This window comes from Azonexus hydrophilus DSM 23864, from assembly GCF_000429605.1.
In the GTDB taxonomy this organism is placed as follows: Bacteria; Pseudomonadota; Gammaproteobacteria; order Burkholderiales; family Rhodocyclaceae; genus Azonexus; species Azonexus hydrophilus.
On sequence record NZ_AUCE01000012.1, the window covers coordinates 556,355 to 577,137 of the forward strand.

Sequence of the window (20,783 nt, forward strand, 5' to 3'; positions counted from 1 at the left end):
GGTCGTCCGTGCGTTATGTCAGCTTCAAGCATACCGCAGGGCTGAGCGCCCTGCGGTAGCAAGCGACATCAGGCGACGATGTGGGCGCCGCCGTCGACGTAGATGGTCTGGCCGGTCATTCCGGACGAACCGGAGGTGCACAGGAAGGCAGTCAGGGCGCCGACTTCCTCGATGGTCACGGTACGGCCGAGCGGCGCCTTCTGCGCGTCGGATTCGAGCAGGTTGTTGAAGTTGGCGATGCCGGAAGCTGCGCGGGTCATGATCGGGCCGGGCGACACGGCGAAGACGCGGATGCCCTTGGGGCCGAGGTCGTAGGCCATGTAGCGGACGGCCGATTCGAGTGCCGCCTTGATGATGCCCATGACGCCATAGTTACGCACCACGCGCTCGGCACCGAGGTAAGACATGGTGATCAGCGAGCCGCCGTGGGCCATCAGCGGCTCCAGGGCTTTGGCCATGCGCAGGAAGCTGTGGCAGGAAACGTTCATGGCGGCGTCGAAACCGGCTTCGGTGGCGTCGATGACGCGGCCGTGCAGGTCGTCGGCATTACAGAAGGCCATCGAGTGGATGGCGAAGTCGATTTCGCCGAAGGCTGCGCCGCACTCGGCAATCACGTTTTCCAGACAGCCTTCCTCGGCCACGTCGAGCTTGAGGAAGCGCTTGGCGCCGAGGGCCTCGGCCAGCGGCTGGGTGTAACGGGCAGTCTTGTCGTTCTGGTAGGTGATGGCGATCTCGCCACCCAGTTCGACGATGGCCTTGGCCACAGCGTAGGCGATCGACTTGTCGTTGGCGATGCCGGTGACCAGGCCTTTTTTGCCAGCCAGGGGGAGGGCGGTGCTGGGGGTGCTGGAACTCATGCTGTTTCCTCGCGGAGTGTTGTTGTGAAAACCTTGGCGCGCATGTTGCGCTGCATCATGCGGTGCAGATTACCACGTTTTTCAGTAGGGGATTGTGACGTCCATTTGTCACTTTGTTGCGGCAGGCGAATTATCTTTTTGCTATGCGGCAAGAGGGCGCGCGCTGGCTTGCCGGGGTGTGCTCTGCAGGCGGATTTTCGGCATGCTGCGCCGCCACAAAAAATGTCATTGTTCTTTTGTTGCAACATGGAAAAATTCAGCCATATCAGTGTTTTACGAAATTTATGACGGAAATTTTAAGATAATGAAGTCGCGTTTTATTGATCCAGCGCAAAACCGGTCGGGGGCAAAACACTAGAGTGTCGTGGTCTGTTTTCCAGGGGGTGCCTACCGTGTCTGTCTCAGCCGAGATTTCCAGCCTGATCGAGCCGATCCTGCAGCGCCATGCCTGGCGACCGGATCGTCTGGTCCAGATTCTGCGCGAGGTCCAGGAAGCCGTGGACTTCATTTCCGACGAAACTGCGGCCCATCTGGCCGAGGCCTTGAAGATTCCTTACGCGCAGGTGCACAGCACGCGGGACTTCTACGCCTTCTTCTACCGCGAGAACCGGGGCCGTTACCGGGTCCTGTTCTCGGACAACATCACCGACCGCATGGCCGGCAACCAGGCCTTGTTCGAGCACATGGCGAAGCGCCTCAAGCTCGAACGGGGCAAGGTCTCGGACGACGGGCTGGTGAGCATCGACTACTGCTCCTGTACCGGCATGTGCGACCAGGGGCCGGCAATCCTGGTCAACAACCGGGCGATCACCCGGATGACGCTGCGCCGGGTCGACGAAATCTGCGATCTGATCCGCGGCCAGGTGCCGCTCGACAAGTGGCCGGCCGAGTTCTTCCGCGTCGACGACAACATCCGCCGTGCCGACATGTTGCTCGGCACGCCGCACGAGCCGGGCAAGGCTGTCCGCGCGGCAATCGCCCGCGGTCGCGACGGCATGCTGGCTGAAATGAAACTGTCCAACCTGCGCGGTCGCGGCGGCGCCGGCTTCACCACCGCGGTCAAGTGGGAGGCCTGCCGCAACGCCCCGGCCACGCCGCGCTACATCGTCTGCAACGCCGACGAGGGCGAGCCCGGCACCTTCAAGGACCGCGTCCTGCTGCAGTCTTACGCCGGCCGCGTGTTCGAGGGCATGGTCATTGCCGCCTGGACGGTCGGCGCCAGCCACGGCTTCCTCTACCTGCGCGGCGAATACCTCTACCTGCTGCAGCCGCTCGAAGCCTACCTCGCCGGCATGCGTGCCGCCGGCCTGCTCGGCCGCGACATCGGTGGCGTCGCCGGTTTCGACTTCGACATCGAGATCCATCTCGGTGCCGGTGCCTACATCTGCGGCGAGGAAACAGCGCTGATCGAATCGCTCGAAGGCAAGGCCGGCCGCCCGCGCGTGCGCCCGCCTTTCCCGGTGACTTCGGGCTACATGGGCAAGCCGACCGTGGTCAACAACGTCGAGACCCTGTGCAAGGTCACCGAGATCGCCATCAACGGCGGCGCCTGGTACGAGGCGATCGGTACCAAGCAATCGACCGGCACCAAGATTCTTTCCGTCGCGGGTGACTGCGCCCGGCCCGGGCTCTACGAATACGCCTTCGGCGTGCGCATCGCCCAGGTGCTGGAAGACTGCGGTGCCCAGGAGGCGATTGCCGTTCAGGTCAGTGGCGCCTCCGGCGTCTGCCTGTCGGAACGCGAGTTCGGCCGGCGCATCGCCTTCGAGGACGTGCCGACCGCCGGTTCCTTCATGATCTTCGGCAAGCAGCGCGACCTGTTCGAGGTGGCGCGCAACTTCGCCCACTTCTTCGCCCACGAATCCTGCGGCTTCTGCACGCCGTGCCGGGTCGGCACGGTGCTGATGAAGGAGATCATGGACAAGATCGCCGAGGGGCGCGGCACGCAGTATGAAATGAACGAGCTGCTGCGCCTGCAGCAGGTATTGAAACCGGGCAGCCACTGTGGCCTCGGCCAGACCGCCGGCAACGCGGTTGCCGACACCGTGCAGAAATTCCGTCCCGCCTACGAACGGCGGCTGGCCGAAACCGACTTCGTGCCGGCCTTCGACCTCGATGCCGCCCTGTCCCGCGCCCGCGAACTGGCCGGCCGCGACGATGCCGCCGCCCACCTCGGAGAAGAAGCATGAGCGAAACCAGCAACGCCAACAGCTTTTCCATCGACGGCCAGCGCATACCCTTCACGCCTGGCCAGACCATCCTGCAGGCGGCGCTCGCCGCCGGCGTTTATATCCCGCACCTGTGCCATCACCCGGATCTCAAGCCGCATGGCAGCTGCAAGCTGTGCACGGTGATCGTCAACGGACGCAACGGCTCGGCCTGTACACAGATGGCGATGCCCGGCATCGAGGTCGAGAACAATTCGCCGACCCTGAACGACCGCCGTCGCGTGCTGCTGCAGATGCTGTTCGTCGAGGGCAACCACTTTTGCCCGGGCTGCGAGAAGAGCGGCAACTGCCAGTTGCAGGCGCTCGCCTACGACCTGGAAATGCTGGCCCCGCACTTCCGCCATGCCTATCCGGTGCGGCCGATTGATACCACCCATCCCGACGTCTGGCTCGACCTCAACCGCTGCATCATGTGCGAGCTGTGCGTGCGCGCCAGCCGCGACATCGACGGCAAGAACGTGTTCGCCCTCGCCGGACGCGGCGTCGATTCGCACATCGTCGTCAATTCGCCGAGCGGCCGGCTCGGCGACAGTGCGCTCAGCATCGACGATGCCGCCGTCCATGTCTGTCCGGTTGGCGCGATCATGGTCAAGCGCGTCGGCTACGCGGTGCCGATCGGCGAACGTCAGTTCGACGAGCAGCCGATCAGCCGCCAGGTCGATTACCTGGCCGCCCGCCACATCCCGATCGTGCCCGTTGCGGCCACCGAGGAGCGCTGAAATGAATGCACCGATGAACCCGCGCAAGCTGCGCATCACCACTACCTCGCTGTCCGGCTGCTTCGGCTGCCACATGTCCTTCCTCGACATCGACGAGCGCCTGCTCGAACTTGCTGCCCTGGTCGAATTCGACCGTTCGCCGATCACCGACATCAAGCACTGCAGCCAGCACTGCGATCTGGCCCTGGTCGAGGGCGGCGTCTGCAACGCCGAGAACGTCCATGTCCTGCGCGAGCTGCGCGCCAATGCCAAGATCCTGGTCGCCTTCGGCGCCTGCGCGGTCAATGGCGGCCTGCCGGCGCAACGCAACCACCTCGACGTCGGCCAGTGCCTGAGCCAGGTTTACCGCACGCCGGACGGCAGCGCCACGGCGATTCCCGACGATCCGGAACTGCCGTTGCTGCTCGACAAGGTCTATCCGGTCAACGAAGTGGTCCGCGTCGACTACTTCCTGCCCGGTTGTCCGCCGTCCGCCGACACCATCTGGAAATTCCTCACCGACCTGCTGACCGGCCGCACGCCGCGCATCGAGCACCCGCTGCTCAAATTCGACTGAACGGAGCACCAAATGTCCCAATTGGAAACCGCCGCCCACCCCGAAACCCTGCGCCGGGTTGCGATCGACCCCGTCACCCGGGTCGAAGGCCACGGCAAGGTCACCCTGCTGCTCGACCAGGACAACAAGATTCACCAGGTCCGCCTGCACATCGTCGAGTTCCGTGGCTTTGAAGTCTTCATCGAAGGCCGCCCGTACTGGGAAGTGCCGGTCACCGTGCAGCGCCTGTGCGGGATCTGCCCGGTCAGCCACCAGCTCGCCGCAGTCAAGGCGATGGACCAGATCGCCGGCTACGGTCCGCTCACGCCGACCGCCGAGAAGCTGCGCCGGCTGATGCACTACGGCCAGATGGTGCAGTCGCACGCCGTGCACTTCTATCACCTGGCCTCGCCCGACCTGCTGCTCGGCTTCGACAGCGATTTCACCCGCCGCAACATCGTCGGCGTCGCCCTTGATTTTCCGGAAATCGCCAAGCAGGGCGTACTGCTGCGCAAGTACGGCCAGGAAGTGATCCGCCACGTCGCCGGCAAGCGCGTGCATGGCACCGGCGCCATTCCTGGCGGCGTGAACAAGGCCCTGACCGTCGTCGAGCGTGACGAAATGGCGCGCGACATCGAGCAAATGATAGGCTGGACGCAGGGCGCCATCGACATGGTGCGCCGCCTGCACGAGACCAATCCCGGCTTCTACAACGTCTTCGGCGAATCGGCCGGCAACATGATGGGCCTGATGCGCCCCGACGGCGCCCTCGACTTCTACCACGGTGCCCTGCGCGCGGTCGATCCGCTGGGTCAGACGATCTTCGACCAGGTCGATTACGCCGATTACCAGCAGGTGCTGCAGGAAGAGATCAAGCCGTGGAGCTACATGAAGTTCCCGCACATCAAGAGCCTCGGCGCCGACAAGGGCTGGTACAAGGTCGGCCCGCTCGCCCGCGTCCAGGCCGCGACCTACCTGGCGACACCGCTGGCCGAGATCGAGCGGCAGAAGATGATGGCACTCGGCAACGGCAAGCCGGTGCATGGCACCTTGTTCTACCACTGGGCCCGCCTGGTCGAAATCCTGCACGCCGCCGAGATGATCCGCGACCTGCTCAACGATCCCGACATCCTCGGCACCGACCTCATGGCCGATCGTGGCGAGCGTCGCTACGAGGCGGTCGGCGTGATCGAGGCGCCGCGCGGTACCTTATTCCACCACTACCGCGTCAACGAGGACGACCAGGTCACCTACTGCAACCTGATCGTGTCGACGACCAACAACAACCAGGCAATGAACGAAGCGATCCGCACCGTCGCCCGGCAGTATCTCGACGGCCGCGAGGTCACCGAGGGTCTGCTCAACCACATCGAATGCGCGATCCGCGCCTACGATCCCTGCTTGTCCTGCGCGACGCATGCGCTGGGCAAGATGCCGCTGACCGTCGAGGTGGTCGACGCCGACGGTCAACTCGCTTCGTCGCTGAGCAAGGCATGAGCGCACCGATCGTCATCCTCGCCGTCGGTAATCCCAGCCGCGGCGACGACGCGATCGGGCCCATCCTCCACGAGCGGCTGGTGGCCTGGCTCAGGGATACGCCGATGGCCGGGCAGTTCGAGTTGATCGAGGATTTCCAGCTCAATATCGAACACGCGCTCGACCTGCTGGGGCGCGAACTGGTGTTGTTTATCGACGCTGGCGAGGGCACGCCGGCACCCTTTAGTTTTACCCGGATCGAACCAGCGCCGGGTATCGCCCACAGCAGCCACGAGCTGCCACCGGAGGCGGTGCTCGAGGTGTTTCGCCGCACCCTGCATCAGGAGCCGCCGGCAGCCTTCGTGCTGTGCGTGCGCGGTGAGGCTTTCGAGCTGGGCGAGCCGCTGAGCCAGGCGGCCCAGGAGAATGTCGAAGGGGCCTGGGCCTGTCTGCAGCAGTTGTTCCGGCACCCGGACCGGGAAAGCTGGGAGGGGCAGGCGACGCCCTGATCAGTCCGGCTGCCTGCGTGGCAGAGTGAACCAGAAGGTGGAACCCTGGCCGGGTGCGCTGCTGACGCCGATTTCCCCACCCATCAGTTCAACCAGCCGTTTGGCAATCGACAGGCCGAGACCGGTGCCGCCGAAGCGCCGGGTCATCGAACCGTCGGCCTGGGAGAAGGGCTGGAACAGGCGTTCCATCTGCGCTGGCGTCATGCCGATGCCGGTATCGCGGACGGTGAAACGCAGCCACGCCTCGCCGTCGGGAACGACTTCGAGTTCGACACTGCCGTTTTCGGTGAACTTGATCGCATTGCCGATCAGATTGTTGAGCACCTGGCGCAACCGGCAGGGATCGCCGCACAGGATTTCCGGCAGCTCGGGCGACAGCGTGCAGCGGAAGGCCAGTTGCTTGCCCTCGGCGAGCGTGCCGAGCAGCCTGCAGGTGGCGTTGAGGACATCGCCAAGCATGAAGTCTATCGCTTCGACCGCCTGCTTCCCGGATTCGATTTTCGAGAAATCAAGGATGTCGTTGATCACGCCGAGCAGGCCGTTGGCACTGTCCCTGACGGTTTCGGCATAGTCCCGCTGTTCATCGGACAAGGGCGTGTCGAGCAGCAAATCGCACATGCCGATGACGCCGTTCATCGGGGTGCGCAGTTCGTGGCTCATGTTGGCCAGGAATTCGCTCTTCGCCCGGTTGGCTGCCGCGGCTTCTTCCAGAGCCAGGTGTTCGGCGGCCAGGGCGCGCTCCCGGGCCATGGTCTGCTCGTGCAGCAGGCTGACATTCGAGGCGGCGCCGCGGTAACCCTGGAATTGCCCCTTGTCGCCGAATACCGGGACGCCGCTGACCGACAGCCAGACCCGTTTGTCGTCGGCCAGCCTGGCTTCGTACTCGAAGCGGTGGAAGGGGCGATGGGCGGCCAGGTCGGCAAAATGCGCCTCGATTCTGGCCTGCATTTCCGGGTCGTCGGCGACCATGATGTCCCGGCGCGATTTGCCCATTAAATCACGCACCTCGATGCCGAGCAGGGTGTGCAGATTGTCGGTCATGAAAGTGAAGCGGTGATCGGCGTCGGTTTCCCAGAACCACCAGTCGGAACTGGTCGAGAAAATGTCCTGGAAACGCTGTTCGTTGGCGGCCAGGGACTGATGGGCCGACAGCAATCGTTGTTCAATCCGGCGGGTGCGCGTGGCCAAAGCCAGCAACAGCAGTGTCGCCAGTCCGGCGGCCAGCAGCAAGCCGGAGAGCAGCTTGCGCCGGGCTTCGGTGCGTTCGCTACCGACGTCGCGGACGATGGCCATGGAAGCGACGGCTTCTCCATCGACATCGGGCAAGGGTAAAAGGCTGGCCGACCAGTCACTGAGTTCGCCGTGCGACGCCAGTACCTGAGCGGCCTGTCCGCCAGGGTGAGTATTCCAGTACTCGGCCAGTTTTTCCGGCAGGCGCCGGCCGCCTTGCTGCTGGATGGCAATGCGCGGGTGTTCGTTCCAGAAACCGCTGAATCCCAGTTCAAGCTTGCCGGCGGCAAACGCCGCTTCGCTGGTCGCCTGTTTGTCGACGGCAGTGATCACCTCGACTTCCAGCATCTCGCCGATGGCACTGGCGAAATATTCGACTTCCTGCGCCAGTTCGATGTAGCCGATCAGGGTGTCGCCGTCATGCCAGGGCAGCACGTGGCGCAGCGCGTAGGTGCCGAGCGGGCCCAGTTCCAGTCCGCTGCCTGGCTGGCCGCTACGCATGGCTTGAGTCAGGGTTTTCCGGGTGATCAGGTCGCCGCTGCGTTGTGGTGCATGCACGCGCAGCAGGATGTGGCCGTCCGGGCGGATGAAATACCAGTGGCTGATGCCGAATTGCTTGCGCAATTCGGCGAAGCGTTGGCGGCTGGCCTCAAGCAGGGCCGCATGGTTGCCTTGCTGCATGGCCTGGCGCAACTGCGCGTCGCTGGCGGCTTCGCGGGCGAACCAGCTCAGGTGCTGCAAGCTTTCGTCATGCAGGCGTTGCCAGGCGGCTTTGGCCTGACCAGCAGCGTTTAGTGTGCGTTCCCGCTCCTGCTTCTCCTGGTGCCACTGGAAAACCGCTGCGAAGGCGACGACCAGCGCCAGCAGCACGCAGCCGACGGGCAACAGAATCTGTCGCTGGAAACGCAGTGTCTGTGACGGAAAGGGCATCAATCTGCTGCGCTCCGGGGCTGAGCGCGGGGGTCAGCGATAGACGAGAACGGGAACCTTGGAATGGGTCAGAACCTTGTTCGTTTCGCTGCCCAGCAGGAAGCCGCTGATGCCTTTACGGCCGTGCGAGGCCATGAAGATCAGGTCGCAACCGGATTGCTCGGCGGCGTTGATGATGGCTTCGTAGGGAATGTCGCTGGTGGTCGACAGCGTGCTGCATTCGACGCCGGCTTCCTGGCACCAGGCGGTGACTTCGGCGAGATACTGGCTGGCTTGCTGTTCGGCCATTTCGGTGAATTTTTCCGGCGTGGTCGGGTCGATCAGGGCACCTTCGCCGAAATAGGCGATCGGGTATTCCGGCTTGGCATAGAACGCCGTGACCCGGGCACCTGCCTCGCTGGCGAAGGATATGGCACGCTTGGCCGCAGCGCGTGACAGTTCGGATCCATCGGTCGGAACGAGAATGTGCTTGAACATGCTTTACCTCCTGAAATGAAGTGCTGGCGTTGCTTTCCGCCTTATTGAGGTTCATGCTACGCCAAGTCCGGAGGATTGCAAACATGCGACTTGGCTTTTACGGTGCAGCCGGCGAAGTGACCGGTTCGTGCACGCTGGTGGATACCGGCGAGTGCCGCTTTCTGGTCGATTGCGGCATGTTCCAGGGGGGCGCGGAAGCGCGTTCCAAGAACGAAAAGGCGCTCGACTTCGGTTTCGACGTGCGTCGTCTCGATTTCGTGCTGCTGACGCATGCCCACATCGACCACTCCGGTTTGTTGCCACGCCTGGCCATGCTCGGCTATCGCGGGCCGGTTTATGCGACCCGGGCCACCGCTGCCCTGCTCGAAGTCTTGCTGCCGGACAGTGCCCATATCCAGGAAAAGGAAGCCGAGTGGCAGATCCGCAACCGGCGGCGGCGCGGGCGCAGCGAGCGCGGCATCCAGCCGCCGCTGTATTCGGTCCTGCAAGCCCAGACCGTGCTCAAACAGGTGCGCCCGGTCGACTACGGCCAGCGCGTCCGGCCGAGCGAGGGGATCGAAGTCTGTTTCCACAACGCCGGCCACATCCTCGGTTCGGCGTCGCTGGAAGTGCTCGTCCATGTCGGTGGGCGGGCCCGGCGGCTGGTCTTTTCCGGCGACCTGGGCATGCCCGGCCGGCCGGTGCTCAACGACCCGTCGGCACCGCCGGCGAGTGCCGATGCCGTGCTCATCGAATCGACCTACGGCAACCGCCTGCACCGGCCGTTTGCCGAGACCGAAGAGGAAATCGTCGCCGCCTTCAAACGCACCCGGGCAGCCGGCGGCAATATCGTGATCCCGGCATTCGCCGTCGGCCGCACCCAGGAAATCCTCTACCTGCTGACCGACCTGGTCCGGCGCCAGCGGCTTGACCCGCTGAAAATCTATGTCGATTCGCCGATGGCCAACGCCGCCACCCGGATCACGCTCGAACATCGCGATCTGCTCGACGACCCTACCTGTGAATTGATCGACTGGCAGCAGGCCCATCCCGACAAGGTGAATATCGAATTCGTCGCCGATGTCGAACGCTCGCGGCAGTTGAACGACATCCGTCACGGCGCGGTGATCATTTCGGCCAGCGGCATGTGCGACGCCGGACGGATCAAGTACCACCTGCGCGAGAACCTGCGGCGCAGCGAATGCACGGTGATGATCGCCGGTTTTCAGGCGGCCGGGACGCTCGGCCGGCGCCTGGTCGACGGTGCCCGGCTGGTGCGCATCTTCGGCGAGACGGTGCCGGTGCGCGCGAAAATCTGCACCGTCGGCGGTCTGTCGGCGCATGCCGACCAGGCGGCCTTGCTCGACTGGCTGGCGGGCTTTCACAAGCCGCCGGGCAAACTTTTCGTGGTCCACGGCGAGGCAGGTGCCTCGGCCGATTTCCGTGCTGCCGTACAGGCGCGTTTTGGCTGGGAGGAAGTGCATTTGCCCCTCCCGGGGAGCATGGTCACGCTGTAAGATGGTGATGAATTCGCCTCAGGGAGAACAAAGCAATGTCCGCAAAATCCGCAGCCCAGCATGACACCCTCGAACTCGACGGACTGAGTCCGTTCGAATCCCTGGGAAAGTCGGTCAGCAAGGCCATCGACCCCTTCGGTGTGACGACCTCGTTGCTCAGCGCGCAAATGGCCTGGCTGATGCACCCGCAGGAACTGGTTCGCGCCGTCAATGCGCTGTCCGGCGACCTGCTCGCCCTGCAGGCCCACGTCACCCGGCGGGCGCTCGGCATTCCGTCCGATGACGTGATCCAGCCCAACGCCGACGATGCGCGCTTCGCCAATCCGATCTGGACCGATTCGGCGTCCTGGGACATTGCCAAGGAGTGGTACCTGGCCTTCACCCACCGTCTGCAGGACATGTATTTCGAAACCCCCGGCCTGTCGGACAAGGAACGTCGGCGGGCCGCCTTCTGGCTGCGCAAGTGGCTGAACATGGTGGCGCCGACCAATTTCTTCTGGACCAATCCGGTCGCCCTCGAACGTGCCGTCGCCACCCAGGGCGAAAGCCTGCGCCGCGGCTGGGAGAATTTCCAGCGTGACGCGAAGGCGAAGAACATCCAGATGGTCGAGCCAGACGCCTTCACTGTCGGCAAGGATCTGGCGACGACGCCGGGCAAGGTGGTGTTCCGCAACCGCCTGGTCGAACTGATCCATTACACGCCGACCACCGACAAGGTGCGGGCGATGCCCATCGTCATCGTCACGCCGTGGATCAACAAGTTCTACATTCTTGATCTGAACGCCAAGAAGAGCCTGGTCAAGTACCTGACCGACCAGGGTTTCTCGGTCTTCATCACCAGCTGGAAGAATCCCGATGCGGACATGCGCGACGTCCGTTTCGACGACTATCTGCTTGAAGGCGTCAATGAGGTCGTCCGTGTCGCCGGTGAGTTCTGCAAGCAGCCCAAGGTGCATCTGGTCGGTTACTGCATCGGCGGAACGCTGGTGTCGACCTACATGGCCTGGGCCAACAAGCGTTTTGGCGAAGATCAGGTGCCAGTCGCGCACTGGACGCTGTTCACCACCCTGACCGATTTCTCGAACCCCGGCGACATCGACGTCTTCATCGACGATGCCTGCATCAGCGCGCTCGAAGAGTCGATGGCCAAGAAAGGCTATCTCGACGGCAACGAGATGGCGACCTCGTTCCGCCTGCTGCGCTCGAACAGCCTGGTGTGGAGCTACTGGGTCAACAGCTACCTGCTCGGCGAACCCTTGCCGCCGTTCGACGTGCTGTTCTGGAACGTCGACTCGACGCGCATGCCGCAGGCCATGCACGCCTGGTACCTGCGCGAACTCTACCTGAACAACAAGCTGATCAAGCGCGATTCGCTGACCGTCGCCGGCGAACCGATCGACCTCGACCGCATCGTCCAGCCGCTTTATGCGGTGACTGCCGAGGACGATCACATCGCGCCGTGGAAGCAGTGCTACCGCATCCGCAAGTACGTCAACGTCAAGGCGCCGGTGCGCTTCGTGCTGTCGACTTCCGGGCACATCCTGGGCATCGTCAATCCGCCGGTCAATCCGCCCAAACGGGCTTACTGGATTGCCGAACCCGAACGTAACGAGCACTGGGAGCAGTGGCAGGAACGTGCCGAGAAGAAGCCCGGCACCTGGTGGGAAGACTGGACGGCCTGGCTGGGCGAACGCAGCGGCGAGCTGGTCGAGGCCTACCCGGCGACCAACCGCAAGTTCCCCGGGCTGGCCGATGCCCCGGGTACCTACGTGCTGGAAAAATGAGTACCGACCTGCTGCGCATCGTGCGCATCAACGAGGAGATCAAGGCGGTCGTCGGGGTCGCCTTCAAGATCAACATCATGGCACTCAACGCCATTTTCCTCGCCAAGCGCGCCGGTACGGCGGCGCTGGGTTTCGGTGTGCTGTCCAACGAATTACGGGTTTTCTCGCAAGACCTGCGCACCTGCATGGGCGGCTTGAGCGGACTGATCCATCGCTGCGTAAACGAGGTCTCGGTCGTCCTGCAGGACGTTCGGAATACCAAATTGTTGCGCGAAGCGGTGGCCGGGACGTCGCGGCCCGAACTGGGATTGGCGCTGAAACGGCGCGAACTGGCCAACGGCGAGCACCAGGCGCGTCTGGCCAGCCTGCGCCGGCAGTTGCAGCGGGCGCTCGAGGATGCCTTCCAGCTGGTCGAGCTGGGCGGCGTGCTGGCCAAGTCGGCCAAGATCGAAGCGGCTTACGGACAGGGTTTTGCCGGGGCGCTGGCCCAGGTATCGGGGGAGTTCGACGGGATCGTCGAGGAAATCCGCAACTCGCTGCAGGCCTTGCAGCGTTCGGAATTTTTCAAATAAAACGGATGGCGGGGGCAGGGTGAAGAAAACCAGCACGATTTACCAGGACGGCGATCACAAGTGGGTCGCCATCGTCAGGGACAACGAACGTCCCGGACACCTGATCGATACCAACGAATACCTGGTCATGCACGGCGGCAAGGCCATTCTGCTCGACCCGGGCGGTGCCGAGGTCTTTCCGGCCGTGTTCTCGGCCCTGGCCGGGGAATTCGATCCGTCCGCCCTGAGCGGCATCTTCGCCTCGCATCAGGACCCGGACATCTGTTCCTCGCTGGCCCTGTGGCTGGAATTCAACCCGGGCATGAAGTGCTACGTCAGCTGGTTGTGGACCAGCTTCATCCCGCATTTCGGCGGTACGGCCGATACTTTCGTCTCGATTCCCGACGAGGGTATGGACATTGCACTCGACGGGCTGACCCTGCAGGCGGTGCCGGCGCATTACCTGCATTCCTCGGGCAATTTCCATCTCTACGACCGGCAGGCCAAGATCCTGTTCTCGGGTGACGTTGGTGCCGCCCTGCTGCCGCATGGCCAGGATGGCCTGTTCGTCGAGAATTTCGATAGCCACATCCGCCATGCCGAAGCTTTCCACAAGCGCTGGATGGGATCGAATGAGGCCAAGCGCCGCTGGTGCGAGCGGGTAGCGGCGATGGACATCGACATGCTCTGCCCGCAGCACGGTGCCATTTACCGCGGTGCCGATGTCAGGCGTTTCATTGACTGGTTCGATGGGCTGACCGTCGGCGTCCTGCACGGTTGAGGCATTTCCCGGTTTTGATGCGGATCAAGGCCGTCGGGGGCGGGCGGGGCGGACAATCGTCCCGACCCAACCCCAATGGAAAACATCATGACGATCCGGGAATTCATGAGCGACGATCACCGCCACTGCGATGATCTTTTTGCCCTGGCCGAGCAGGCCGCCGCCGATGGCAGCCTGACCCGCGCGCGCAGTAGCTTCGGCAATTTCCAGATGGCCATGCTGCGCCATTTTCTCGGCGAGGAGCAGACCCTGTTCCCGGCCTTCGAGGAACGTACCGGCATGCGCATGGGGCCGACCCAGGTGATGCGCATGGAACACGAACAGATGCGCGAACTGATGGTGGCTGCCGTTGATGCGCTGGCGCAGGACGACGCTGAATCCTTCCTTGGTCAGCTGGAAACCCTGCTGATCATGATGCAGCAGCACAACATGAAGGAAGAGAACGTGCTCTACCCGATGTGCGACCAACAGTTGGCCGCCGAGCAGGACAGTTTGATCGAACGCCTGCAGGGCGATCTGCAGACCGCCTGATGACGCGCCAGGCCGAACGCGTCGTCGACGGGCGGTTCATGGAACCGCCCCAGCCCTTCGTGGCGACCATGGAAATGCTTGACACCCTGCAGCCCGGCGAGGAAATGCAGTTGCTGCTCTACCGCGAGCCGCACCCGCTGTATCGCGTCCTGCAGCAGAACGGACATGGCTGGCGGACCGAATTGCAGGACGATGGCACCTTCGTGGTCACCATCCGCTGCTGAGCTTCCATGCAAGCCCTGCTGTCCTACGATCAAAGTCCGCCGCTGTCGGCGCCGCTGCGTTTCTTCCTGACTGCACCGCTATTCCTGGTTCTGGCTGGCGCCTTGGGCGTGCTTGAAGGCGAGGCGTTGTTTGCCTCGCGGTGGACGCCGGCGGCGCTGGCGGCAACCCACCTGGTCACCGCCGGTTTCATGCTGCAGATCATGGTCGGGGCGCTGATCCAGATCCTGCCGGTGCTGGCCGGCGCCAACCTGGCCCGGCCGCGTCTGATCGCCGGCATCGTTCATCCGGGGTTGGCGCTCGGCGCGCTGGCACTGGCATTGGGTTTCCTGCAATCGGCGCCGGGCTGGCTGCACGCCGCCGGGGTGCTGCTCGGCGGCAGCCTGACGGTTTTCATCGGGGCGGCGGGGCTGGCCATCTTCCGCGTACCGTCGACCAGTCCGAGCATCCGCGGACTCAAGCTGTCGGTGATCGGTCTGGCGGTGACCGTGGCGAGCGGCTTGTTCATGCTGCTGGCCCTGGCCGGTGGCTGGGCCGTGCCGCTGATGCCGCTGGCCGACCTGCACGCTGCCTGGGGGCTGGGCGGCTGGGCCGGCATCCTGCTGGCGGCGGTGGCTTACGTGGTGGTGCCGATGTTCCAGCTGACGCCGGGTTACCCGGCGAAACCCGCGTGGCGTTTCCCGTTGCTGTTGATGGCGGCGCTGCTGTTGTGGAGCCTGGCCTGGGCCGTCTCCGCCGAAGCGCTGCAGCGTCTGGCTCAGGCGGCGCTGGCCGTCGGCGGCCTGCTCTTCGTCGGGCAGACGATGAAACTGCAGGCGGCGCGCCGCCGGGCCCGCCCGGATTCGACTTTTCGCTACTGGCAGGGAGCCTTGTACGCGTCGCTACTGGCCTTGCTCATGCTGCTGGCTTCGGCCGTGCATCCGCCGCTGGCCGGGGTGCCGGCGTGGATGGGCGTGTTCGGCGTCCTGATCCTGCTTGCCGGCCTGTCCGCCTTCATCATCGGCATGCTCTACAAGATCGTTCCCTTCCTGCTGTGGCTGCACCTGCAGCCCTTGGCCCGGCCGGGCAAGCCGGTGCCGCCGATGAACAAGCTGCTGGCCGACAAGGATGGACTGGGGCAATGGCGCCTCTATCTGGCCGCGCTGCTGCTGGCCGTCGCTGCGGCGATCCGGCCGGACTGGCTGGCCGTGCCGGCCGGACTGTGCCTGATGGCTACGGCTGGCTGGCTGTGGTGGAACCTGGCGGCCGGCACGCGCAACTATCGGCGGGCCCGGCTGACGGCGGTCAGCGCATGAGCTACGTTCTGCTCAAGCATCTGCACGTTACCTGCGTCGTGCTCAGTGGCACGGGATTCCTGTTGCGCTTGTTCTGGATGTGGCGGCAGTCGCCCTGTCTGCAGCGGCGGACCAGCCGGGTGCTGCCGCACGTTGTCGACAGCTTGTTGTTGCTGAGCGCACTGAGTCTGGCCTGGATCAGCGGCCAGTATCCGTTTGTTATGGACTGGCTGACCGCCAAGCTGATCGGCCTGCTGCTCTACATCGGCTGCGGCACGATGGCGCTGAAGCGCGGTCGGACGGTGGCCATCCGCCTGCGTTTCGGCGCGCTGGCGGTGCTTGCCTACGGCTACATCGTCACCGTGGCGCTGACCCGCCAGCCCTTCGTCCTGGTTTAGACCACGCCCTGCGCCAGCATTGCGTCGGCGACCTTGACGAAGCCGGCGATGTTGGCGCCATCGACATAGCTGACCTTGCCGTCGGCGGCACGGCCGTAGCGCAGGCAGGTTTCGTGGATGTCGACCATGATCTGGTGCAGGCGGGCATCGACTTCCTCGCGCGGCCACGACAGGCGCATCGCGTTCTGGCTCATTTCCAGGCCTGAAGTGGCGACGCCGCCGGCGTTGCTGGCCTTGCCCGGGGCGTAGAGCACCTGGCTGGCTTCGAACAGCCGGACCGCGTCAGCGGTCGACGGCATGTTGGCGCCTTCGGCAACGCAGATCACGCCGTTGTCGATCAGCGTGCGCGCGTCGCCGGCGTCGAGTTCGTTCTGCGTCGCGCAGGGCAGGGCGACATCGACCGGGATGTGCCAGGGACGGACGCCGGGCAGGAAGGTGGCGCCGACGCGGCCGGCGTAATCGCTGACGCGGCCGTAAAGGTGGTTCTTGACCTCCATCAGTTCGGCCAGCTTTTCGGCGGTGAAGCCTTCCTCGTCGAGAATGGTGCCGCTGGAGTCGGATACGGTGACCACCTTGGCACCCAGCGCCATGGCCTTCTCAACGGCGTACTGGGCGACGTTGCCGGCGCCGGAGACGCTGACGCGCAGGCCCTCGAAGCTGCGGCCTTGCTGCTTGAGCATTTCCTCGGCGAAATAGACAGTGCCGTAGCCGGTCGCTTCCGGGCGGATCAGCGAACCGCCGAAACTCAGGCCTTTACCGGTGAATACGCAATCGGCGCGGTTCGACAGCTTCTTCATCATGCCGGCCATGTAGCCGACCTCACGGCCACCGACGCCGATGTCGCCGGCCGGCACGTCGGTGTCGCTGCCGATGTGGCGGAACAGTTCGCTGACGAAGGCCTGGCAGAAGCGCATCACCTCACCCGGGCTGCGGCCCTTCGGATCGAAGTCGGAACCGCCCTTGCCGCCGCCCATCGGCAGCGTGGTCAGGGCGTTCTTGAAGGTCTGCTCGAAAGCCAGGAACTTGAGGATCGACAGGTTCACCGACGGGTGGAAGCGGATGCCGCCCTTGTACGGACCGATCGCCGACGAGTGCTGGATGCGGTAGCCGCGATTGACCTGGACGTCGCCATGGTCGTCGACCCAGGAGACGCGGAACATGAGCACCCGCTCCGGCTCTACCAGGCGGTCGAGCAGGCCGTGTTCGGCGTATTTCGGATGCTGCTGGATGAAGGGCCAGAGGCTTTCGATGACTTCATCGACCGCCTGGTGGAACTCGGGTTGCCCGGGGTTTCGTGCGGCAACATGTTGGGTGAAGTCATGGAATGAGGTGTAGCGCACGATCGGGTCTCCCTTGATGTGATTAGTGTCCTGCTTGTTTTTCTGGCTGGATGACCTCAACCACGGTCAGCCGGCGGGTGCTGCCGCCCGGAAAGTCCCACTCGATCTCCTGGCCAACGCCGAGGCCGATCAAGGCGGCGCCGACCGGCGCAAAAACCGAGACCTTGCCGGCGGCGGCTTCGGCCTCTTCCGGGAAGACAATCTCGATTTCGCGGCTGTTGCCGGTCTCGTGTTCGGTGTAGCGCACGCGCGAGCCCATGGTGACGATGTCGGTTTTCATTGAATCGTCAGGGGTAACAATGGCGCGCTCAAGCTCCGCGCGCAGATCCGGGGGCGGCTGGATAGCCATCAGGCGGACGAAATCCATCTCGCTGATGATCAGGTTAGTCTGTTGCATTTACTGTGTTTTTTCTGTTTCGTGTGTTTGGCTCAGCCAAGCAAGTTGATGGACCAAGGATGTTAGTTGCACTGGCTGGTCTTGATAAGTCGGCAAGTTTGAATAAGACTGTTTCCATTAAGGAAACAATGGATGTGCCATGCACGACATCAACGACATGCTGCTGTTCGCCCAGGTGGTCAAGGCCCGCAGTTTTTCCGGGGCGGCCTTGCGCCTGGGGATTTCCAAATCCCGGGTGAGCAAGTCGGTGGCCCGCCTGGAAGCCGCGCTTGGCGTCCGCCTGCTGCAGCGCAGTACGCGGCGGCTGAGCCTGACCGAAGTGGGCGAGGCCTATTTCGAGCATTGCGACCGCATCCTCGACGAACTGGCGCGCGCCGACAGCACCATCGGCAGCCTGCACCAGACGCCGCGCGGCAAGCTGCGCTTCAGTGCGCCGGTGGCTTTCAGCACGCTGCACGTGGCGCCGGCGCTGGCCGATTTCATGCTGCAGTACCCGGAGCTGTCGGTGGATATGACGATCAGCGACCGCCTGGTCAATCTGGTCGACGAAGGCTACGACCTGGCCTTGCGTATCGCCCCGGAGCCCGGCGGCAACCTGGTTGCCCGCCGACTGGCGCCGATCCGGCGGAAGATCTGCGCCAGCCCGGCCTACCTGTCGCGCTGGGGCGTGCCGCAGGTGCCTGCCGACCTGGCCCGGCACAACTGTCTCGACTACACCTATCTGACGACGCAGGGTTTCTGGCACCTGCAGGGGCCGGACGGCGACATTTCGGTGCCGGTGTCAGGTTCGCTGCGCATCAACGACGACGAGGCGCTGTCGCAGGCCGTCCTCGGCGGTCTCGGCCTGGCGCTGCTGCCGACCTTCATCATCGGCAGCGAACTGCAGGCCGGAAGGCTGGTCGAAGTGTTGCCGGGCTATGTGCCGATCGAGCGCTTCATCTACGCCGTGCATCTGCCGAATCGCCATCTGCCGCTGAAGGTGCGCGCCTTCATCGATTTCCTGCAGCAGCGCTTCGGCGAACAGCCTTACTGGGATCAGCCCGGCGAACGCCTGTGGCTGGGCCTGAGTCGATAACGAGGAAATGCCGATGAAACGTCTGTTGATGGTCGCCGGTCTGGTGGCTGGTCTGGGATTGCCGGCGCAGGCCGAGGTGCTGCGCAGCGAACGCGAGGATTTCCGGGTGCGCGTGCTCAGCGAGGGGTTGGTGCATCCCTGGGCGCTGGCTTTTTTGCCCGACGGTCGCATGCTGGTCAGCGAGCGGCCGGGACGCCTGCGCTTGCTGGCGGCCGACGGTCGTGTCGATCCGCGCCCGGTGGCGGGCGTGCCGGCCGTTGCGGCGAGCGGACAGGGCGGTTTGCTCGACATCGTGCTGCATCCGGACTTTGCCGCCAACGGCTGGATCTACCTGAGCTACGCCGCGGCCGGCGAGGGCGGGGTCGGTACCGAGGTGGCGCGCGGACGCTGGGTGTCCGATGCCGCCGGTCACCGGCTGGAAGACCTGCGGGTGATCTACCGACAACGGCCCAAATCGTCCGGCGGGCAGCATTTCGGCTCGCGCCTGGTGTTCGACCGGGATGGCTTCCTGCACATCAGCCAGGGCGATCGCGGCACGATGGCGCGGGCGCAGCAGCTCGACGATCTGGCCGGCAAGCAGGTCCGGCTGCACGATGATGGTCGGGTGCCGGCGGACAATCCCTGGCGGGGAGTGGCCGGCGCGCATCCGGAAATCTTCAGCGTCGGCCATCGCAACGTCCAGGGGGCGGCGCTGCACCCGGTCAGCGGCGCTTTGTGGACCCATGAACACGGCCCGCAGGGCGGCGACGAGATCAATATCGTGCGCAAAGGACGCAACTACGGCTGGCCGGTGATCACCTACGGGGTGAATTACGTGATCGGCACGAAAATCGGCGTCGGCACGCATCGCGAAGGGTTGGAGCAACCCCTGTACCAATGGACGCCGTCGATTGCCCCGTCGGGCATGGCCTTCTATGGCGGCGAGCGTTTTCCCGCGTGGCGTGGCAACCTGTTCGTCGGCGCGCTGAAATACCAGATGCTGGTCCGCCTGGAACTCGACGGCGAGCGGGTGGTACATGAGGAGCGCCTGCTGAGCGGGCGCGAAGGCCGGATTCGCGATGTTCGTCAGGGGCCGGACGGCTTGATCTACCTGCTTACCGACGCGCCTGACGGCAAGCTGCTGCGTCTTGAACCGGCGCGCTGAAACTCAGGCGCGGTGGTTCATCAGGGCCTTGAGGCCGTTTACGTTGAGAATGCGGATGTGCTTCTGCTGGACCGCGATGTAGCCTTCTTCCTGGAACTTCGAGAAGGCGCGCGAGACGGTTTCCAGCTTGAGGCCGAGGTAGCTGCCGATTTCCTCGCGCGTCATGCGCAGGTAGAACTCGGCATGCGAGAAACCACGGGCGGTGAAACGCTGTGACAGGTTGAGCAGGAAGGCGGCCAGCCGCTCTTCGGCGCGCATCGTGCCGAGCAGCATCATGACGCCGTGGTCGCGGACGATCTCGCGGCTCATCACCTTGTGGAAGTGGTGCTGCAGGTTGTGGATCTCGCGCGACAGGCTTTCCAGCCGGTTGAACGGGATCGCGCAGATCTCGCTGTCCTCGAGGGCGATGGCGTTGCAGGTATGGTGTTCGGTGCTGATGCCGTCGAGGCCCAGCAGTTCGCCGGCCATCTGGAAGCCGGTCACCTGGTCGCGGCCGTCTTCGAGCAGCACGTCGGTCTTGAAGAAGCCGCTGCGGATCGCGTAGATCGAGTCGAAAGCCTCGCCGGCACGGTACAGGTGATCGCCGCGTTTGATCCGGCGGCGGGTCGAAATGAGGTCGTCGAGACGCTCGAGTTCTTCAAGGCTGAGACCGAAGGGCAGGCACAGTTCGCGCAGGTTGCAGTTGGAGCAGGCCGTCTTGATGACGGTCAGCGTAATTTCCTGATTCAACGGGATTGTGCTGGGCATTGGCAACCTGCGTTGGCTTGATCCATGTCAACCGGAACTGCGATCCATCCCCACATAATCAAGCCTAAACTTGGCGCTATGT

Annotated in this window: 22 protein-coding genes; 15 read left to right on the forward strand and 7 right to left on the reverse strand. The window is 64.2% G+C overall.

Annotation, left to right across the window (positions count from 1 at the left end; all coding sequences use genetic code 11):
* Positions 1-68: 68 nt before the first annotated feature.
* Both fabI and G471_RS19040 read right to left on the reverse strand, forming a co-directional pair.
* Positions 69-857 carry an enoyl-ACP reductase FabI gene (fabI, locus tag G471_RS0106860; protein ID WP_028994698.1) on the reverse strand — a complete coding sequence of 263 codons (789 nt, stop codon included), beginning with the start codon at positions 855-857 and terminating at the stop codon, positions 69-71.
* Complete coding sequence (locus G471_RS19040; RefSeq protein ID WP_157272459.1) at positions 854-1,105, reverse strand: hypothetical protein; 252 nt, start codon at positions 1,103-1,105, stop codon at positions 854-856. The genes fabI and G471_RS19040 overlap by 4 nt, the downstream gene beginning before the upstream one ends.
* Before the next feature lie 144 nt (positions 1,106-1,249).
* Between G471_RS19040 and G471_RS0106865 the strand changes: the two genes are divergently transcribed.
* From G471_RS0106865 to G471_RS0106885, 5 genes are read left to right on the forward strand one after another with little or no spacing between them, the layout of a single operon-like run.
* The gene (locus tag G471_RS0106865; RefSeq protein WP_051295323.1) at positions 1,250-3,046 is read left to right on the forward strand and encodes an NAD(P)H-dependent oxidoreductase subunit E; all 1,797 of its coding nucleotides are present in this window, start codon (positions 1,250-1,252) and stop codon (positions 3,044-3,046) included.
* Complete coding sequence (locus G471_RS16925) at positions 3,043-3,804, forward strand: 2Fe-2S iron-sulfur cluster-binding protein (RefSeq protein ID WP_051295324.1); 762 nt, start codon at positions 3,043-3,045, stop codon at positions 3,802-3,804. The genes G471_RS0106865 and G471_RS16925 overlap by 4 nt, the downstream gene beginning before the upstream one ends.
* 1 nt (position 3,805) lies before the next feature.
* Entirely contained in the window at positions 3,806-4,360 is a 555-nt protein-coding gene (locus G471_RS0106875; protein ID WP_028994700.1) for an NADH-quinone oxidoreductase subunit B family protein, read from the forward strand.
* A gap of 12 nt (positions 4,361-4,372) precedes the next feature.
* Positions 4,373-5,836 carry a Ni/Fe hydrogenase subunit alpha gene (locus G471_RS0106880; protein WP_028994701.1) on the forward strand — a complete coding sequence of 488 codons (1,464 nt, stop codon included), beginning with the start codon at positions 4,373-4,375 and terminating at the stop codon, positions 5,834-5,836.
* Entirely contained in the window at positions 5,833-6,324 is a 492-nt protein-coding gene (locus G471_RS0106885; protein WP_028994702.1) for a hydrogenase maturation protease, read from the forward strand. Before G471_RS0106880 ends, G471_RS0106885 begins: the two co-directional genes overlap by 4 nt.
* Here G471_RS0106885 and G471_RS18280 read toward each other — a convergent pair whose 3' ends face one another.
* Together G471_RS18280 and G471_RS0106895 are read right to left on the reverse strand one after the other, a co-directional pair.
* Positions 6,325-8,484: an ATP-binding protein gene (locus G471_RS18280; RefSeq protein ID WP_157272460.1), complete on the reverse strand. Its 2,160-nt coding sequence runs from the start codon at positions 8,482-8,484 to the stop codon at positions 6,325-6,327.
* A 33-nt stretch (positions 8,485-8,517) separates the two neighbouring features.
* Complete coding sequence (locus tag G471_RS0106895) at positions 8,518-8,961, reverse strand: universal stress protein (RefSeq protein WP_028994703.1); 444 nt, start codon at positions 8,959-8,961, stop codon at positions 8,518-8,520.
* An 83-nt stretch (positions 8,962-9,044) separates the two neighbouring features.
* Here G471_RS0106895 and G471_RS0106900 point away from each other — a divergent pair, with 83 nt between their 5' ends.
* The 8 genes from G471_RS0106900 to G471_RS0106935 all read left to right on the forward strand — a co-directional run bounded on the left by G471_RS0106900 (position 9,045) and on the right by G471_RS0106935 (position 15,998).
* Positions 9,045-10,457, forward strand: a complete 1,413-nt coding sequence (locus tag G471_RS0106900) for an MBL fold metallo-hydrolase (RefSeq protein ID WP_028994704.1) — start codon at positions 9,045-9,047, stop codon at positions 10,455-10,457.
* Positions 10,458-10,492: 35 nt separating this feature from the next.
* Positions 10,493-12,241, forward strand: a complete 1,749-nt coding sequence (locus G471_RS0106905; protein WP_081700139.1) for a PHA/PHB synthase family protein — start codon at positions 10,493-10,495, stop codon at positions 12,239-12,241.
* The gene (locus G471_RS16935) at positions 12,238-12,813 is read left to right on the forward strand and encodes a chemotaxis protein (protein WP_043420973.1); all 576 of its coding nucleotides are present in this window, start codon (positions 12,238-12,240) and stop codon (positions 12,811-12,813) included. Before G471_RS0106905 ends, G471_RS16935 begins: the two co-directional genes overlap by 4 nt.
* A gap of 19 nt (positions 12,814-12,832) precedes the next feature.
* Positions 12,833-13,573: an oxygen-binding di-iron domain-containing protein gene (locus G471_RS0106915; RefSeq protein ID WP_028994706.1), complete on the forward strand. Its 741-nt coding sequence runs from the start codon at positions 12,833-12,835 to the stop codon at positions 13,571-13,573.
* A gap of 87 nt (positions 13,574-13,660) precedes the next feature.
* Positions 13,661-14,104 carry a hemerythrin domain-containing protein gene (locus tag G471_RS0106920; RefSeq protein ID WP_043421111.1) on the forward strand — a complete coding sequence of 148 codons (444 nt, stop codon included), beginning with the start codon at positions 13,661-13,663 and terminating at the stop codon, positions 14,102-14,104.
* Positions 14,104-14,328, forward strand: coding sequence for a DUF2249 domain-containing protein (locus tag G471_RS0106925; protein WP_028994708.1), 225 nt, complete (start codon positions 14,104-14,106; stop codon positions 14,326-14,328). Before G471_RS0106920 ends, G471_RS0106925 begins: the two co-directional genes overlap by 1 nt.
* 6 nt (positions 14,329-14,334) lie before the next feature.
* Complete coding sequence (locus G471_RS0106930; protein ID WP_028994709.1) at positions 14,335-15,621, forward strand: hypothetical protein; 1,287 nt, start codon at positions 14,335-14,337, stop codon at positions 15,619-15,621.
* Positions 15,618-15,998 carry a SirB2 family protein gene (locus G471_RS0106935; protein WP_028994710.1) on the forward strand — a complete coding sequence of 127 codons (381 nt, stop codon included), beginning with the start codon at positions 15,618-15,620 and terminating at the stop codon, positions 15,996-15,998. The genes G471_RS0106930 and G471_RS0106935 overlap by 4 nt, the downstream gene beginning before the upstream one ends.
* On the opposite strand, the gene gdhA is transcribed toward G471_RS0106935, so the two are convergent.
* Together gdhA and rnk are read right to left on the reverse strand one after the other, a co-directional pair.
* The gene (gene gdhA / locus G471_RS0106940; protein ID WP_028994711.1) at positions 15,995-17,338 is read right to left on the reverse strand and encodes an NADP-specific glutamate dehydrogenase; all 1,344 of its coding nucleotides are present in this window, start codon (positions 17,336-17,338) and stop codon (positions 15,995-15,997) included. The genes G471_RS0106935 and gdhA overlap by 4 nt on opposite strands.
* 22 nt (positions 17,339-17,360) lie before the next feature.
* The gene (gene rnk / locus G471_RS0106945) at positions 17,361-17,735 is read right to left on the reverse strand and encodes a nucleoside diphosphate kinase regulator (protein WP_028994712.1); all 375 of its coding nucleotides are present in this window, start codon (positions 17,733-17,735) and stop codon (positions 17,361-17,363) included.
* Positions 17,736-17,874: 139 nt separating this feature from the next.
* On the opposite strand from rnk, the gene G471_RS0106950 reads away from it, so the two are divergent.
* Positions 17,875-18,810: a LysR family transcriptional regulator gene (locus G471_RS0106950; protein ID WP_028994713.1), complete on the forward strand. Its 936-nt coding sequence runs from the start codon at positions 17,875-17,877 to the stop codon at positions 18,808-18,810.
* A 13-nt stretch (positions 18,811-18,823) separates the two neighbouring features.
* Positions 18,824-19,954 (forward strand): PQQ-dependent sugar dehydrogenase, encoded by a 1,131-nt coding sequence (locus G471_RS0106955; protein WP_342663998.1) that lies wholly within the window; start codon positions 18,824-18,826, stop codon positions 19,952-19,954.
* Positions 19,955-19,957: 3 nt separating this feature from the next.
* On the opposite strand, the gene fnr is transcribed toward G471_RS0106955, so the two are convergent.
* Positions 19,958-20,701 carry a fumarate/nitrate reduction transcriptional regulator Fnr gene (fnr, locus tag G471_RS0106960; RefSeq protein WP_028994715.1) on the reverse strand — a complete coding sequence of 248 codons (744 nt, stop codon included), beginning with the start codon at positions 20,699-20,701 and terminating at the stop codon, positions 19,958-19,960.
* Positions 20,702-20,783: the final 82 nt, after the last annotated feature.